The sequence below is a fragment of the Amycolatopsis sp. NPDC114504 genome (assembly GCF_055633595.1).
Map to the genome: position 1 here is coordinate 713,931 of NZ_JBVKDU010000007.1, position 16,269 is coordinate 730,199.

The 16,269-nt window shown below is 72.0% G+C and carries 14 protein-coding genes and 1 riboswitch; of the genes, 13 read left to right on the forward strand and 1 reads right to left on the reverse strand.

All coding sequences use genetic code 11. The features are described 5' to 3' along the window. The first annotated feature begins 8 nt into the window (after positions 1–8). The 6 genes from pgeF (at position 9) to ACZ7PG_RS49820 (ending at position 4,179) form a co-directional block, all read left to right on the forward strand. Positions 9–713 carry a peptidoglycan editing factor PgeF gene (pgeF, locus tag ACZ7PG_RS49795; RefSeq protein ID WP_470246244.1) on the forward strand — a complete coding sequence of 235 codons (705 nt, stop codon included), beginning with the start codon at positions 9–11 and terminating at the stop codon, positions 711–713. Beyond that, positions 710–1,438 (forward strand): YggS family pyridoxal phosphate-dependent enzyme, encoded by a 729-nt coding sequence (locus ACZ7PG_RS49800; protein WP_470246245.1) that lies wholly within the window; start codon positions 710–712, stop codon positions 1,436–1,438. Before pgeF ends, ACZ7PG_RS49800 begins: the two co-directional genes overlap by 4 nt. A gap of 97 nt (positions 1,439–1,535) precedes the next feature. Beyond that, complete coding sequence (locus ACZ7PG_RS49805; protein WP_470246246.1) at positions 1,536–2,132, forward strand: cell division protein SepF; 597 nt, start codon at positions 1,536–1,538, stop codon at positions 2,130–2,132. Positions 2,133–2,247: 115 nt separating this feature from the next. After that, positions 2,248–2,523: a YggT family protein gene (locus ACZ7PG_RS49810; RefSeq protein ID WP_072477845.1), complete on the forward strand. Its 276-nt coding sequence runs from the start codon at positions 2,248–2,250 to the stop codon at positions 2,521–2,523. A gap of 53 nt (positions 2,524–2,576) precedes the next feature. Then, on the forward strand, positions 2,577–3,425 hold the full coding sequence (wag31, locus tag ACZ7PG_RS49815) for a DivIVA-like cell division protein Wag31 (protein ID WP_470246247.1): 849 nt from the start codon (positions 2,577–2,579) through the stop codon (positions 3,423–3,425). 124 nt (positions 3,426–3,549) lie between these two features. Continuing rightward, positions 3,550–4,179 (forward strand): hypothetical protein, encoded by a 630-nt coding sequence (locus tag ACZ7PG_RS49820; protein ID WP_470246248.1) that lies wholly within the window; start codon positions 3,550–3,552, stop codon positions 4,177–4,179. A gap of 35 nt (positions 4,180–4,214) precedes the next feature. Here the strand turns inward: ACZ7PG_RS49820 and ACZ7PG_RS49825 are convergent, their stop codons facing one another. Beyond that, positions 4,215–4,973, reverse strand: coding sequence for an ArsR/SmtB family transcription factor (locus ACZ7PG_RS49825; protein WP_470246249.1), 759 nt, complete (start codon positions 4,971–4,973; stop codon positions 4,215–4,217). A 64-nt stretch (positions 4,974–5,037) separates the two neighbouring features. Between ACZ7PG_RS49825 and ACZ7PG_RS49830 the strand changes: the two genes are divergently transcribed. From ACZ7PG_RS49830 to ACZ7PG_RS49860, 7 genes are all read left to right on the forward strand, one after another. After that, entirely contained in the window at positions 5,038–6,351 is a 1,314-nt protein-coding gene (locus tag ACZ7PG_RS49830) for an MFS transporter (RefSeq protein ID WP_470246250.1), read from the forward strand. Between the two features lie 241 nt (positions 6,352–6,592). Continuing rightward, positions 6,593–9,751, forward strand: a complete 3,159-nt coding sequence (gene ileS / locus ACZ7PG_RS49835; RefSeq protein ID WP_470246251.1) for an isoleucine--tRNA ligase — start codon at positions 6,593–6,595, stop codon at positions 9,749–9,751. A 76-nt stretch (positions 9,752–9,827) separates the two neighbouring features. After that, on the forward strand, positions 9,828–11,444 hold the full coding sequence (locus ACZ7PG_RS49840) for a penicillin-binding transpeptidase domain-containing protein (RefSeq protein ID WP_470246252.1): 1,617 nt from the start codon (positions 9,828–9,830) through the stop codon (positions 11,442–11,444). Between the two features lie 178 nt (positions 11,445–11,622). Next, entirely contained in the window at positions 11,623–12,306 is a 684-nt protein-coding gene (locus ACZ7PG_RS49845) for an ArsR/SmtB family transcription factor (RefSeq protein WP_470246253.1), read from the forward strand. A gap of 95 nt (positions 12,307–12,401) precedes the next feature. Beyond that, complete coding sequence (locus tag ACZ7PG_RS49850; protein ID WP_470246254.1) at positions 12,402–13,880, forward strand: potassium/proton antiporter; 1,479 nt, start codon at positions 12,402–12,404, stop codon at positions 13,878–13,880. Between the two features lie 130 nt (positions 13,881–14,010). Further along, positions 14,011–14,670 (forward strand): M23 family metallopeptidase, encoded by a 660-nt coding sequence (locus ACZ7PG_RS49855; RefSeq protein WP_470246255.1) that lies wholly within the window; start codon positions 14,011–14,013, stop codon positions 14,668–14,670. 82 nt (positions 14,671–14,752) lie between these two features. Beyond that, a riboswitch (SAM riboswitch) is annotated at positions 14,753–14,867 on the forward strand. A 37-nt stretch (positions 14,868–14,904) separates the two neighbouring features. Continuing rightward, positions 14,905–16,254 carry an aminotransferase class V-fold PLP-dependent enzyme gene (locus tag ACZ7PG_RS49860; protein WP_470246256.1) on the forward strand — a complete coding sequence of 450 codons (1,350 nt, stop codon included), beginning with the start codon at positions 14,905–14,907 and terminating at the stop codon, positions 16,252–16,254. Positions 16,255–16,269: the final 15 nt, after the last annotated feature.

The window sequence follows — 16,269 nt, forward strand, 5'->3', positions numbered from 1 at the left end:
GAGGATTCGTGCGGGTTCGGCGAGTGGTGACGACCAGGGCGGGCGGCGCGTCACGGCCGCCTTACGACACGTTCAACCTGGGCGACCACGTCGGCGACGACGAGGGCAACGTCTACGCGAACCGCAAGCGCCTCGCCGCCGAGCTGGGCCTGGCCGAGGACAAGCTGGCCTGGATGGAACAGGTCCACGGCCGCACGGCGACCACTGTGGACGGCTCCGAGACCCGGGCCGCCGAGGCGACCGACGCCCTGGTGACGGCGACCCCAGGTGTTGCGCTCGTGGTGCTGGTCGCCGACTGCGTCCCGATCCTGCTGGCCGACGCCGAGGCCGGCGTGGTCTCGGCGGTGCACGCCGGACGCGTCGGCACGCGGGTCGGCGTCGTCCCGGCCGCGGTCTCCGCGATGCAGGCGGCGGGCGCGGAGGTGGGCCGCATCGAGGCGCTGCTGGGCCCGGCCATCTGCGGCGACTGCTACGAGGTCCCGGCCGCGATGGCCGCCGACGTCGAGAAACACGTTCCGGGCAGCGCCTGCAAGACCCGCCAGGGCACGCCCGGCCTCGACCTGCGCGCCGGGCTCTGGCAGCAGCTCGCCGACCTCGGCGTCGGCAAGATCGGCGTCGACCCGCGGTGCACGAACGAGGACAAGACGCTCTTCAGCTACCGCCGCGACGGCACCACCGGGCGGATCGCGGGCATCACCTGGATCGAGGCATGACAGACCGCAAGGCCGAGCTGGCCGCGAACCTGGCCGAGGTCGAAGAGCGGATCGCCGCCGCCTGCCGCGCCGCCGGGCGCGCCCGGGACGAGGTCAAGCTGGTCGCCGTCACCAAGACGTTCCCCGCGTCCGACGCCGCGCTGCTCGCCGACCTCGGTGTCGCCGACCTCGGCGAGAACCGCGACCAGGACGCCGGCCCGAAGGCCGCGGAGGTGGCCGGGCTCCGGCCGGACGCGGCGCTGCGCTGGCACATGGTCGGCCGGCTGCAGCGGAACAAAGCACGTTCCGTGGTCGGGTGGGCACAGGAAGTGCAGTCCCTCGACTCGGCCCGGCTCGCCGACGCGCTCGCGAAGGCGGTGCGTGCGGTTCGTGACGCAGAGATACGTGACGAACCCCTCGACGTGCTGATCCAGGCCAGCCTCGACGACGACCCGGAGCGCGGCGGCTGCCCGCTGGACGAGCTCGGCGCGCTCGCCGAGCGTGTCACTCACATGGGTGAACTGCGGCTTCGCGGCCTGATGGCCGTCGCACCGCTCGGCGCGGACCCCTCGGCGGTCTTCGAACGGCTCGCTCTGGCCGGTGAGCGGCTCCGTGAAGATCACCCGAATGCCGCAGAAGTCTCCGCCGGGATGAGCCATGATCTCGAGCAGGCGATCACGCACGGCTCGACCTGTGTGCGTGTCGGAACCGCGTTGCTCGGCGGACGCGGTTTAGCCTCGCCGTAGGGAGCTCGCGCGGCCGTCACGTTTAGTGTTCGTCCGCGCGGGGCACTGACGGCGTGGAGAAGCGTTGGTGCGGGAGCGGCTAGGGCTAGGGAGAGGCATGAGCGCGCTGCAGAAGCTGAAGGCCTACTTCGGGATGGTGCCCGCAGACGACGACGGCTACGAAGCCGAGGACGACTACCGGCGCGGCTACGACGACGACTACGACTCGTACGAGGAGCCCGCGCCCCGGACGTCCCGCTCACGGTACCGCGACGTCGACGACACGTACGACGAGCCCGTCAGCCGCAGCCGATCACGCTCCGTGGCGGCAGCCGAGCCCGCCGTCCACGGCGCGCTGGCGATGGACCGGCAGCCGGAACCGGTCGCGCGCCTGCGCCCGGTCACCGAGCCGGCCCGGCCGCCGATGCGTGACCCGCTGAGCCGGATCACGACCCTGCACCCGACGAGCTACGTCGAGGCGCGCGCCATCGGCGAGCACTACCGCGAGGGCATCCCGGTGATCATCAACCTCACCGAGATGGAGAACGCGGACGCCAAGCGGCTCGTCGACTTCGCCGCCGGGCTGGCGTTCGCGCTGCGCGGGTCGATGGACAAGGTCACCAACAAGGTGTTCCTTCTCTCACCGCCCGATGTGGACGTCACCGCGGAGGACCGCCGGCGGATTGCCGAGGGCGGATTGTTCCTGCGCGGGTGAAGTCGCGCTTACCGCTGAGCGCAAGCAGACGTGATTTTGTCGACCCGATGCCGCGTCGACCCCCTCAACTGCGTCTTCTCCGAGGACGCCCGGTTAGAGTAGGTACGTGGAAGCTGTGTGGCTGGTCGTCTGGTACGTGCTGTTCGCCTTCTGGCTGCTGCTGACGGCGCGGATCGTGATCGAACTCGTCCGGACGTTCGCCCGTGAGTGGCATCCGGCCGGAGGGGTTGCGGTGACGCTCGAGACCATCTACACAGTGACGGACCCGCCGGTTCGTCTGTTCAGACGAATCATTCCGATGGTTCGAATCGGCGGCGTGGGACTGGACTTGTCGATTATGGTTCTGCTGCTGGTTGTGTTCTTCGCGATGCAACTGGCGACTCCAAGTTGATCGGGGAAGAACTTGGAGGGACCTGCAGGCCATGGAGTGCGTGAGGTGATCTGATGTCGTTGACCCCCGCTGACGTGCATAACGTTGCGTTCAGCAAGCCGCCCATCGGCAAGAGGGGCTACAACGAGGACGAGGTGGACGCGTTCCTCGACCTGGTGGAGACCGAGCTGGCCCGCTTGATCGAGGACAACAACGAGCTGCGCCAGCAGATGGAGCAGCTCGACGCCGAGCTCGAGTCGACTCGTAGCGAGCTCGACAACGCCAAATCCGCGCAGCCCCCGATGCGCGAAGAGCCGTCCCGGCGCCTCGCGCCGGTGCCGCCGCCGCAGTCCGCCATGGAGCAGACCCAGGCGCACTCGATGGTCGGTGACAGCGCCGAGCCGAACGTGCAGGCCGCCAAGGTCCTGGGCCTCGCCCAGGAGATGGCCGACCGGCTGACCGCCGAGGCGAAGACCGAGTCCGACGGGATGCTGGCCGAGGCCCGCACCAAGTCCGAGCAGCTGCTCTCGGACGCCCGGGCGAAGTCCGACTCGATGGTCAACGAGGCGCGCACGCGCGTCGACACGATGCTGAACGACGCGCGGACCCGGGCCGAGACGCTGGAGCGCCAGGCGCGCGACAAGGCGACGACGCTCGAGCGCGAGTCGCAGCGCAAGTACACCGAGACGATGAACAGCCTCAACTCCGAGAAGGGTGGGCTGGGCAAGAAGATCGAAGAGCTGCGCACGATCGAGCGGGAGTACCGCACGAGGTTGCGCGGGTTCCTCGAGTCCCAGCTCCGCGAGCTCGACGACCGCGGCTCCGCGGCCCCGGCGTCGGCCTCGTCGAACTCCGGGCAGCCGTCCGGTTCGACCAGCGGTGGCCAGGGCTACTCGTTCGGCCCGCGGGCCGAGGCGGGCTGAGTCTTTCCGCTGATCCACCCCGTCGGCACGAGCCGGCGGGGTGGGATCACGGCTCGGAGCCGATCCGGTACCGCACGTGGGCGGGTCGGCCGACGATCTTGCCCCGTTCGTGCTGTAATTCACCGTGCTTTACATCGTGCTGGTACTGGTACTGGCGGCTCTGGGGTTGCTCGTCACCGCGCTCATCACCGCTTCTTCGCTGTGGGCGTGGGTTTCCATCGGTCTCTCCGTGCTGGCCGGGCTGATGCTGGTCGCCGACTGGCTGCGCCGCCGGCGTCGTGCCGCGGCCCCGGCCGAGCCCGCACCGCGGGAAGTCGCCGCCGAAGAGCCCGTCTCCGAAGAGCCGCCGGCCGAAGAGCACCCGGCCGAAGCGGAGCAGACCGTCCTCATCCCGGCCGCCGGTGACCTGGGGGATCCGGCCGACACGCCCGAGCCCGAAGAGCCGGTGACCGCGGAACCCGTCGCGGCGGAGGCCCCGGTCGAGGCCAAGGCCGAACCCAAGGACGAGCCCGAACCCGAACCCGAGACCGACCCGGGTGAGGAAGAGACCGCGGCGGCCGACATCGCCGTCCTGGCCGACCTCGAAGACGAGGTCGTGGTCGTCGACGAGCACCCGCGCTACCACCTGACGACGTGCGTCTGGCTGGGCACCCGCGACACGATCCCGATCGGCATCGGCGAAGCCCGTCAGCTCGGGTTCACTCCCTGTGATCGCTGTCGCCCCGACGCGACCATGGTCGCCGCCCACCGCTAGCCGACGACACGCGAGCGCGGTGCGACGACACGCCGTCAAGCGGCGAGGCCGGCCAAGCCCAGATGGGTCTCGAGCGCCCGTGCTCCTTCCGGCGTGAGCTTCACGGCGCGATGCGCCCGGCCGCGCCGCCGCACCCAGCCCGCGTTCACGAACCGCGTCGCGACGGCCGCCCCTAGTGCGCCCGCCAGGTGGTGACGCTGTTCGCTCCAGTCCAGGCAGAACCTCAGCAGCGGACGGCGTCCGGCCGCCGCCGCGTCGAGGTCCACGCCCAGTTCGCCGAACACCGCGGCCGCCGACGGACCCAGCGTGTACGGATGCTCGCGCAGCGGAGCCGAAATCCGGTCTCCCGGCCGTCGCCGCGTGTCGGCCGCCCCGGACAGCGCCCCCCGATCGAGCAACGCCGACGTCACCGCGACCCCGAGCCGGCCGGCCAGGTGGTCGTAGCACGTCCGAGCGGTGCGCAACGCCTCCGCGCGCGTGCCCTCACGCAGGGACGTCACCGGCTGGGCCGGCGAGAACCGCGCCAGCGTCTCCATCAGCTCCGCCGGTTCCGGGCCGGCCAGCCGGTAGAACCGGTGCCGCCCCGACTTCTCGGCGACCACCAGGCCCGCGGCCCGCAGCTTCGCCAGGTGCGCGCTGACTCCTTGCGCGGACAGCCGGGCCTCGGCCGCCAGCACGGACGCCGCCAGCGCCCGGCCGTCGGCGAGCGCGAGCAGCACGCGGACCCGCGCCGGGTCCGCGAACAGCGCCGCGGTGCGGGCGATGTCGGCGTCGCCGTTCCTACCTCCAGCCATGCCTCCAGGATGCCCCCGGCACACTTCCACCGCGACGGAAGCGTCCGCGCGGTCCACTGGGGACATGCTCCTGCTCACTATGTGCGCCGGGATGTTCCTGGTGCAGCTGGACGTCACGGTCGTCAACGTCGCCCTGCCCACCATCGGGACCGAGCTCGGCGCGAACCTCGCCGCGCTGCAGTGGGTGGTGGACGGCTACGCGGTCGTCCTGGCCGCGCTGCTGCTCACCGGCGGCGCACTCGGCGACGTCTTCGGCCACCGCCGGGTCGTCCTCGCGGGCTTCGCGCTGTTCGGCGCCGCGTCGGCCGCGTGCGGGCTCGCCGGCGACGCGGCGTGGCTCGTCGCCGCCCGCGCGGGGCAAGGCCTGGGCGCCGCGTTGCTGTTGCCGGGCACCCTGGCCGTGATCACCAACGCCTACCCGGGACGCGCCGAGCGCGCACGAGCCCTCGGGATCTGGGCCGGCGTGTCGGCGCTGGCGCTGCCGGTTGGCCCGGTTCTGGGCGGCGCGATCGTCGCCGCGGCCGGCTGGCGGCCGGTGTTCTGGCTCAACGTCCCGGTCGTGCTCGCGGCCGCCGTCGCGACGCGGCGGCTCGTCCCGCGCGTCGACCGCGTGCCCGGACGGCGGGTCGACGTCGCCGGCATCGTCACCGCCGCGCCCGCGCTCGGCGCCGGGGTCTACGCGGTCATCGGCCGGAGCATTGGCGCCGGGGTGCTCGCGGTCGCCCTGTTGGGTGCGTTCCTGGTCGTCGAGCGCCGCTCGGCGCACCCGATGCTGCCCCTGGACGTCGCCCGGCGGACGGCGGGCGCGAACTTCGTCGCGGCGGCGATGAACTTCGTCGGCATCGGCACGATCCTCGTCCTGACGCTGTACCTGCAGGGCGTCCGGCACGCCGGGCCGCTGGAAGCCGGGCTCGAAGTGCTGCCGCTGTTCCTGCCGCTCTCGGTGCTGGCACCGGTCGCGGGCCGGCTGGTGGCCCGGTCCGGGCCGCGTCCGCTGATGGTGGCCGGGCTCGCGCTCGGGGCGGCCGGGATGCTGAACCTGGTGCTGCTCAAGGAAAACAGCGGCTATCCGGCCCTCCTGCCGACGTTGCTGGGGCTGGGGATCGGCATGGGCCTGCTGACGACCGCGGTCGTGACGGCCGCGGTCGGCGGCATCCCGCCCGGGCGCGCGGGCGTCGCCAGCGGCATCACCAACACCGCCCGCCAAGCCGGCGGCGCGCTCGGGGTGGCGGTGCTCGGCGCCGTGGCGGGCGACGGGTCGCCCGGCGGCCTCCGTACCGCCGGCCTGATCGCGGGAACGTTGTGGCTGCTGGCGATCGGCGTGACGCTGGCCGGCGTACCCGCCCCTCGTGACAACCGGGTTGCGCGGGCCGGTTAACCTGGTAACCAGCAAGGCGTCGATCCGGCCATCACCGGGGAGCCTCCGGAAGAACCGAGCGTCACCGCTCTCAGTAGAACCGGACGGGTGCGGCCCGTGACAGCCGTCGAACGAGCGGCCCGGAGAGCACGATGCCGGGCAAGCGGGGTGGTACCGCGGAACGCCGCAAGGCGTCTCGTCCCCGTGTGGGTGACCGGGAGCCGGTCGTCCGTACGCGAGAGACGAACCGAGGAGCACCCGGATGTACCCCCAGGCCAAGCTCGACGACAGCGCGGGTGTGCCGTCGCAGCCGTCCTTCCCCGAGCTGGAGAAGCAGGTCCTCGCCTACTGGGAGACGGACCGGACGTTCCAGGCATCCATCGACGCGCGCCCCGCCGGCGAGCACGGCGACAACGAGTACGTCTTCTACGACGGCCCGCCGTTCGCCAACGGCCTGCCGCACTACGGCCACCTGCTCACCGGGTACGTCAAGGACCTGGTGCCGCGCTACCAGACGATGAAGGGCCGCAAGGTCGAGCGCCGCTTCGGCTGGGACACCCACGGCCTGCCCGCCGAGCTCGAGGCGATGCGCCAGCTCGGCATCACCGAGACGTCCGAGATCGAAGAGATGGGCATCGCGAAGTTCAACGCGGCTTCGCAGGAGTCCGTGCTGCGCTACACCGACGAGTGGCGCGACTACGTGACCCGCCAGGCCCGCTGGGTCGACTTCGACAACGACTACAAGACCCTCGACGTCACGTACATGGAGTCGGTGCTCTGGGCGTTCAAACGCCTGTGGGACAAGGGACTCGTCTACGAGGGCTACCGCGTCCTGCCGTACTGCTGGCGCGACGCGACGCCGCTGTCCAACCACGAGCTGGGCATGGACGACGACGTCTACCGCAACCGCCAGGACCCGGCCGTCACCGTCGGGTTCCGCCTGGAGGGCAACGACAACGAGCTCGACGGCACCTACCTGCTGATCTGGACGACCACGCCGTGGACGCTGCCGTCGAACCTCGCCACGGCCGTGCACCCGGACGTGGACTACGTCGTCGTCGAGAGCGACGGCAAGCGGTTCCTGCTCGCCGAAGCGCGCGTCGCGGCGTACGAGCGTGAACTCGGCGAAGAACCGGCGGTCGTCGCGCGCTACACCGGCACCCAGCTGCTCGGAACCCGTTACGCGCCACCGTTCCCGTACTTCGTCGGGACCGACAACGCGCACCGGGTCCTCGCCGCGGACTACGTCACCACCGACGACGGCACCGGGATCGTCCACATCGCCCCGGCCTACGGCGCCGACGACAAGGTGGTCACCGACGCCGCCGGCATCCCGCCGGTCACGCCGGTCGACGCGCACGGCAAGTTCGACGCCACCGTGCCGGACTACGAGGGCCAGCAGGTCTTCGACGCCAACCCGAACATCGTGCGGGACCTCAAGAACGGCACGGGCTCGGCCGGGCAGCAGGGTGCCGTGCTGCTGCGGCACGAGACCTACGACCACTCCTACCCGCACTGCTGGCGCTGCCGGAACCCGCTGATCTACCGCGCGGTCTCGTCGTGGTTCGTCGCGGTGACGCAGTTCAAGGACCGGATGGTCGAGCTGAACCAGCAGATCACCTGGTACCCGGAGAACGTCAAGGACGGCCAGTTCGGGAAGTGGCTGGAGAACGCGATCGACTGGTCGATCTCCCGCAACCGGTACTTCGGCACGCCGATCCCGGTGTGGCAGTCCGACGACCCCGAGTACCCGCGCACCGACGTCTACGGCTCGCTCGACGAGCTGGAGGCCGACTTCGGTGTGCGGCTGGACAACCTGCACCGGCCCTACATCGACGAGCTGACCCGGCCGAACCCGGACGACCCGACGGGGAAGTCCACCATGCGCCGCGTCCCGGACGTCCTGGACGTCTGGTTCGACTCGGGCTCGATGCCGTACGCCCAGGTGCACTACCCGTTCGAGAACGCCGACTGGTTCGAGCACCACTACCCGAGCGACTTCATCGTCGAGTACATCGGGCAGACCCGCGGCTGGTTCTACCTGCTGCACGTGCTCGCGACGGCGCTGTTCGACCGGCCGGCGTTCCGCGCCTGCGTCGCGCACGGCATCGTGCTGGGCTCCGACGGCGCGAAGATGTCCAAGTCGCTGCGCAACTACCCGGACGTCAACGAGGTGCTCGAGCGCGACGGCTCCGACGCCATGCGCTGGTACCTGATGGCGAGCCCGATCCTGCGCGGCGGCAACCTGGTCGTCACCGACAAGGGCATCCGCGACGCCGTCCGCCAGGCCGTGCTGCCGCTGTGGAACTCGTACTACTTCCTCGCGCTCTACGCGAATGCCGAAGGCGTGGAAGGTCAGTGGCGCACGGATTCGCCGAACGTGCTCGACCGGTACGTGCTGGCGAAGACGCACGAGCTCGTCACCGACGTCGAGTACGCGATGGACCACTACGACGTCGCGGGCGCGTGCCAGACCGTGCGGGACTTCCTCGAGGTCCTCACGAACTGGTACGTGCGGCGCTCGCGGGACCGCTTCTGGGCCGGCGACAAGGACGCGATCGACACGCTGCACACCGTGCTGGAGGTGACGTCGCGGGTCGCGGCGCCGCTGCTGCCGCTGACCACCGAGGTCGTCTGGCGCGGGCTCACCGGCGGCCGTTCGGTGCACCTCACCGACTGGCCGAACGCGCTCGACCTGCCCGCCGACGCGGCGCTCGTCACCGCGATGGACCGGGTGCGGCAGGTGGCGTCCTCGGCGTTGTCGCTGCGGAAGGCCAACAAGCTGCGCGTGCGGCTGCCGCTGTCGTCGCTGGTCGTGGCGGCCGGTGACGCCGAGTCGATGGCGCCCTTCGCCGACATCCTGCGCGACGAGGTGAACGTCAAGGCGGTCGAGCTGACCACCGACGTCGCCGCGCACGGCGGGTTCGAGGTCGCGGTCAACGCCCGCGCCGCCGGCCCGCGCCTGGGCAAGGACGTCCAGACCGTGATCAAGGCCGTCAAGGCGGGCGACTGGTCGCTGCGGGGCGACACCGTCGTCGCGGCCGGGATCTCGCTGCGGGAAGGCGAGTTCGAGCGGCGGCTGGTCGCCAAGGGCGGCGGCGCGGCGGCGGAGCTGCCCGGCGGGTCCGGGCTGGTCCTGATCGACACCGGGGTGACGCCGGAGCTGGCGGCCGAAGGCCTGGTCCGCGACCTGGTCCGGGTCGTGCAGCAGGCTCGTCGTGACGCCGGGCTCGACGTCGCCGACCGGATCGCGCTGACCGTCGACGCGCCGGCCGACGTCGTCGAAGCGGCTCGGACGCAGCAGGACTTCCTGGCGTCGGAGACGCTGGCGACGTCGGTGACCTTCGCGCCGGTGGCCGACGGCTTCGCCGGCACGGTCGGCGACGGCACGAAGGTGACGGTTTCGGTCGCGAAAGCCTGACGAGCTGTCGTGGGTGACCGGTAAGATCGGCCGGTCACCCACGGCGGTGGCGTTCCTTGGGGGAGGGGTACGCGAAATGAGTCCTGCCAAGAGACGCGGTGTCCTGATCGGCGGCGTGCTGCTGGTCGTGGCGGTCGTCGTCGCCGCGTTCTTCGTGCTGAACGGCGGTTCGGCGCCCGAGGCGGAAGCCGGGGCCACGAGCGTCGAGAGCCCGGGCGCGGCCGACCCGCACTCGGCGATCACGGAGTACCTGCAGGACGTGGCCGAGAACAACCCGGACGCGGCGGCCAAGCTGACCGACGCCGCACCCGCGGCCGCGGTGGCCCTGCGGGACGCGCGGAACACGCTGAGCCCGAGGTCGGTCGTGGCCAAGCTGACCGTCCTGCAGCCGACCCCGGCCGGGGCCAAGCGGACCAGCGGGACGTTCAGCATGGCGTGGGCGCTGAAGCCGGGCACCTGGACCTACGACGTGCCGTTCGAGCTGACCCAGGCCGACGGCAAATGGCTCGTGCACTGGGCGCCGTCGCTGCTGCACCCGAAGCTGGAGGTGGGGCAGCGGCTGGTCGTCAGCACGGCCGTGCCGGACACGACCGCCGTCGCCGACCGCGACGGCAAGCCCCTGCTGGTCAACGGGGCCGGCGGCTTGCGGACGGTCGAGGGCAACCCCGCTCCGCTGCTGCACTCGGCGCTGGTCGGGCAGGTCTCGGCGGCGACGGGCGGCGGCTTCGCCGTCGAGCGCGTCGACACCGTGGGGAAGAGCGTGGAGACGCTGTTCGGGAAGGCCGACGGCGACGCGAAGACGGTGACGTCGAGCCTGAGCCTGGCCGCGCAGAACTCCGCGCAGGCCGCGGTCGACAGCTTCAAGGGCTCGGCGATGCTGGTCGCCCTCGACACGGGCTCGGGCGACATCCTGGCCGTCGCGCAGAACAGCGCCGCCGGACTGTCACCCAAGGCGCTCAGCGGGCTGTACGAGCCCGGTTCGTCGTTCAAGATCGCGACGTCCGTCGCCGCGGTCCAGCAGAGCGGCCTGACCGCGCAGTCGCCGGTCGACTGCCCCGGCGTCGCGACGATCGGGACGCGGACGGTCAAGAACGAGGGCTTCGAGCTGGGCGCGACGAACCTGCAGACGGCGTTCGCGCGGTCGTGCAACACGACGTTCGGGCGGCTCGCGCTGGACCTGCCGGCCGACGGCCTGGTGAAGGCCGCGAACGAGCTGGGTCTCAACGCCGACTACGAGATCCCGGGGATCGACACCGAGCTGGGCAAGGTCGAGCCCGCGGCGAGCAAGGACGAGCAGGTCGAGGACGGGTTCGGCCAGGGCCGGATCCAGGCGAGCTGCCTCGGCGGCGCGGTGATGGCGGCGACGGTCGCGTCCGGCAAGGCGATCACGCCGCGGCTGTGGCACGACCTCGACACCACCGTCGTCAAGGGGTACTCGCCGCCGCCCGCGTCGGTGCTCGGCCAGGTGCGGACGATGATGCGCGCGGTCGTCACCAGCGGAACGGGCCGGGGCGCGGCCGGCGCGGGGAACGTCTTCGGCAAGACGGGCACGGCCCAGTTCGGCGACGGCTCGGAGGCCACGGGCTGGTTCGTCGGCTACCGCGCCAACGTCGCTTTCGCGGTGGTCCTGGAGGACTCGAACGACTCAGGCCCGGCGGTCACCCTGGCCGCGAAGTTCCTGAAAGCCCTCTGACCCGCACCCGTCCGGACGACACGCGTACCCGCCCGGACGACACGCGTACCCCGATGGACGACACACCAGGCCTGGGTCGTGTCGTCCGCCTGGGTACGCGAGTCGTCCGCCTGGGTACGCGTGTCGTCCGTTCGACGCTTCGGCCGCGGGCGAAGGGTGGCCGCCGTACCGTGGGCGCATGGAGACGATCGCTCTCGCCGAGGTCGCCGCGGTGCTCGCCGACCCGAGCCGGGCCACCATGTGCCTCGCCCTGCTCGACGGGCGGGCGTGGACCGTCGGTGAGCTCGCGAAGGCGGCCGGGATCGCGCTCTCCACGGCCAGCGAGCACGTCACCCGGCTGGTCGACGCCGGGTTCGTCGCCCGGGTCAAGCAGGGCCGGGCCAGCTACGTCCGGATCGCCGACCCGCGCGTCGCCGAGCTGATCGAGCACCTCGCCCAGCACGCTGAGCACCGGCCCGTGACCGGGCTGAAGTCGTCGTTGCGGGTGAAGCGGCTCGGGTTCGCGCGGACCTGCTACGACCACCTCGCCGGTGTGCTCGGCGTCGCGGTCCGCGACGGCATGCTGGCCACCGGCCTGGTCGACGCCGACGGCGGCCTGGCGCTGACCGGCCGCGGCCGAGAGGTGCTGGCCGAGCTCGGCGTGCCGCTCGAGCCCGGGCGACGCTCGCCGCTGCGCGACTGTCTGGATTGGACGGAGCGGCGCGACCACCTCGCCGGAGCCGTGCCCGCCGCGCTGCTCGAGCGCGCGGTCGGCGCCGGCTGGGTCGGCCGCGACGGGCATCGCGCGGTGAAGGTGTTTCCGGCGGCGGAGAAGCCGTTCGCGGCACTCGGTGTCGATCTCGCCGCGCTCGGTGGGCCTTAACACACCACGCCGTCGGCGCGCCCCAGCGGTACACGAAGGAGTTAACTCGACCGCTTCACTATTCTGAGGGCCCACGGCACTCGGAGGGAGGCGGCATGGACCAGCTTCCCGTGCTGCTCGGCGTCGGCGGCGTCGTGCTGCTCGCCTCCGTGCTCGCCGTGCGCGTGTCGATCCGGCTGGGCCTGCCGTCGCTGCTGCTCTACCTCGCGATCGGCGTGCTGCTCGGCGAAGCCGGGTTCGGCATCCGGTTCGACAACCCCGAGCTGACCCAGTCGCTCGGCCTCGCCGCGCTCGTCATGATCCTCGCCGAAGGCGGGCTGACGACCCGCTGGTCGGCGGTGAAACCGGCGCTGGGCATCGGGATCGCACTGTCCACTGTGGCCGTTGTGGTGAGCATCGCGGTGACCGGGGCCGCCCTGCACTGGCTGCTGGGCCTCGACTGGCGGTTCGCGCTGCTGTGGGGCGCGGTGCTCGCCTCGACCGACGCGGCCGCGGTGTTCTCCGTGCTGCGCTCGGCCGGGATCGGCAAACGGCTCACCGGGGCGCTGGAACTCGAGTCGGGCATCAACGACGCGCCCGCGTACATCGCCGTCGTGGTGCTGGCCGAAGGCACCACTGTGGACTGGACGCTGCCGCTGCTGGTCGTCTACGAACTCGCGGCAGGGCTGGCGATCGGGCTCGCCTTCGGCTGGCTCGGCGGCCTCGCGCTGCGCAAGGCCGCGTTGCCGGCGACCGGTCTCTACCCGGTCGCCACGGTCGCGGTGTGCGTCGTCGCGTACTCGTCCGGGCAGCTGCTGCACGCGTCCGGGCTGCTCGCCACCTACGTCGCCGCGCTGGTGCTCGGGAACTCGCGGCTGCCGCACCGCTCGGACACGCTGTCGTTCGCCGAGGGGCTCGGCTGGCTGGCGCAGATCGGGCTGTTCGTGCTGCTCGGCCTGTTCGCCTCGCCGAGCCGGGTGCTCGAGTCGGTGCTGCCGGGCCTGGTCGCGGGGGCCGTCGTGCTGCTGCTGGCCCGGCCGATGTCGGTCGTGCTGGCGATGCTGCCGTTCCGGCTGCCGTGGCGGGAACAGGCGTTCCTGTCGTGGGCGGGCCTGCGCGGCGCGGTGCCGATCGTGCTCGCCATGATCCCGCTGTCGCAGGGGGTGCCGGGCGCGCAACGGCTGGTCGACGCGGTGTTCGTGCTGGTCATCGTGCTGACGCTGGTCCAGGGCGCGACGCTCGGGCCGCTCGGGCGCTGGCTCGGGCTGGCGAAGAGCTCCGAGGCGCACGAGATCGAAGTCGACTCCGCGCCGCTGGACGAGCTGGGGGCCGAGCTGCTGCAGGTCCGCATCCAGCCGGGGTCGAAGCTGCACGGCGTGTACCTGTCGGAGCTGCGGCTGCCGGTGGGCGCGACGGTCAGCCTGGTCGTGCGCGAAGGCGCCGGCTTCACGCCGCAGAAGACCAGCCGGCTCCAGGAGCTCGACCAGCTGCTGGTGGTCACCACGAGCGGCGTCCGCGACGACGTCGAGCGACGGCTCCGCGCGGTGGACCGGGCCGGCCGCCTGGCCCGCTGGAAGGGCGAGTCGGGCCGTTAGCCAGTGCCGATGTCCGGCGCTTGTCCCACAAAAATCTCACACGATCTTCCCTTCGTTCCCTCTTTTGGCTTACTGTGCGCTCCATTCGTTAGTTCGAATGGGTGAGTGCAGAGCCAAAGGAGTACGCAGGGTGACCAAACTTCACGTGCGTGGGGCGGCCCTCGCCGCCGCGATGACCGCGATCCTCGGGCTGGCCACGGCGCCGGCCGCGACCGCCGAAATCGCCCCGTTCCCGGCGCTCGCCCTGCCGTTCAAGGCCGGCCAGCAGGTCTACTCGGCCGGCATCCACTCCGACGACGGCAGCACCGGCGTCAAGAACGCCATCGACTTCAGCCCGGCCGACCGCACCGTGCGCGCGCCGCTGGCCGGCACCGTCCACCTGCAGCACTGCGCCGGCGGGGACTGGGTGACCATCGACCACGCCGGCGGCTGGCGGACCGGGTACTACCACATGGAGGGCATCACGGTCACCGACGGTGAGCACGTCGAGGCCGGGGCCGAGCTCGGCTCGACCGGCAACGCGCTGCCGTGCGGGGGCAGCAGCACCGGCGCCCACGTGCACTTCACGCTCTGGACCCTGCCGGACGCCCCGGCGGCGGCGAACTGGGACGGCAAGTCGTTCGCCGAGGTCTCGACGGCCGTCGCGGCGGCCAGCGGCGAGGCCGTCGACGGCAAGACCATCGGCGGCTGGCGCTTCACCGCGGGCGCCGAGCAGTACACCGGCACGGCGACGCACCTCGCCGACAACGCCGTGACGCAGCTGCCGGGACGCTTCCGCGCGAAGCTCTGAGACCTCACGGTGTGTGAGCGCCGTCTCAGAATGTGAGTCGGGGGTTGGCCGGCGGCGGCGTTCTCGGTTACCTTCTGGCTCAGGTCATGAGTGCCAGCGTTCAGCCCCGGCTTGCTGGCCGGCAACCCTCCTTCCGCGGTGGGGTGCCCCGGGTGAAGACCGGGCCGGTCGCGTCGTGCGACGGGCAAGCGCGGGCCCCTCGCCGGGGTCCCCCGGACCGCCGAGGAGGCACCGATGACTCTCGCCATCGATCGCACCAGCACTTCGCCCGACTTCACCGGACTCGTTGTCCCGCAGGCCGTTCCGGCCGTCGCCGGGGCGTCCCTGCGGGTCCCGCTCGTCACCGGCGAAACCATCGGCTACGCCAACCTCGACCACGCCGCGAGCGCCCCGTGTCTCGACGCCGTCCGCGCGAAGGTCGACGAGTTCCTGCCCTGGTACGCCAGCGTCCACCGCGGCGCCGGCTTCGCGTCGCAGGTCTCCACCAAGCTCTACGAGCGCACCCGCGACGTCCTGCGTCGCTTCGTCGATGCCCGCCGGACCGACACCGTCGTCTTCACCCGCAACACCACCGACTCCTTCAACCTGCTCGCCCGCAGCCTGCCCCGGCACACCACGGTCGTCGTGTTCGACACCGAGCACCACGCCGCGCTGCTGCCGTGGCAGGGCCCGAACGTCCGGCGGATCCCGACCCCGCGCACGCGTCTCGCGGCAGTGTCCGCTGTGGACGAAGCCCTCGCGGACTCCCCGCAGGGACCGCGGTTGGTCGTCGTCACCGGAGCGTCCAATGTGACCGGTGAGCTCCTGCCGGTGGCCGAGATCGCCGCGGTGGCACGGAAGCACGGCGCTCGCATCGCGCTCGACGCCGCCCAGCTGGCCCCGCACCGCCGGATCTCGATCAAGGAGCTGGACGTCGACTACGTCGCCCTGTCCGGCCACAAGCTGTATGCCCCCTTCGGTGCGGGTGCGCTGATCGGCCGCGCCGACTGGCTGCGCGCCGCCAAGCCGTACCTCGCCGGCGGCGGCGCGACCAAGCTCGTCACCGAGGACGCGGTGGTCTGGAACACCGGGCCCGAGCGCCACGAAGCGGGCTCGCCCAACACCGTCGGCGTGTACGCGCTCGGCGTCGCCTGCGAGACGCTCAGCGAGAACTGGGACGCCGTCGTGGCGCACGAGCAGGCCCTGCTCACCCGGCTGCGCAAGGGTCTCGAGGCCATCCCGGGCTGCGCCGAGCTGCGGCTGTTCGACGCGCCGGTCGACCGCGTCGGCACGCTCAGCTTCGTCCTCGACGGCTTCGACCCGGGCTGGGTGGCCGCGGTGCTGTCGGCCGAGTACGGCATCGGCGTCCGCGACGGCGCTTTCTGCGCCCACATCGCGGCCAAGCGGCTCATCGGCGTCACCGGCGGCGACGGGCGGCAGGCGATCCGCGTCAGCCTCGGCCTGGGCAGCACCGAGGAGCACGTCGACCGCGTCGTGCTGGCGCTGCGCCAGATCGTCGCGCGCGGGGCGCGCTGGGAGTACGCGAAGGTGGACGGCCGCTGGGCCCCGGCCGGCGACCCGCGGGAGCTGCCGCCGTTCTGCTGAGCGTTAGCCTGGGCC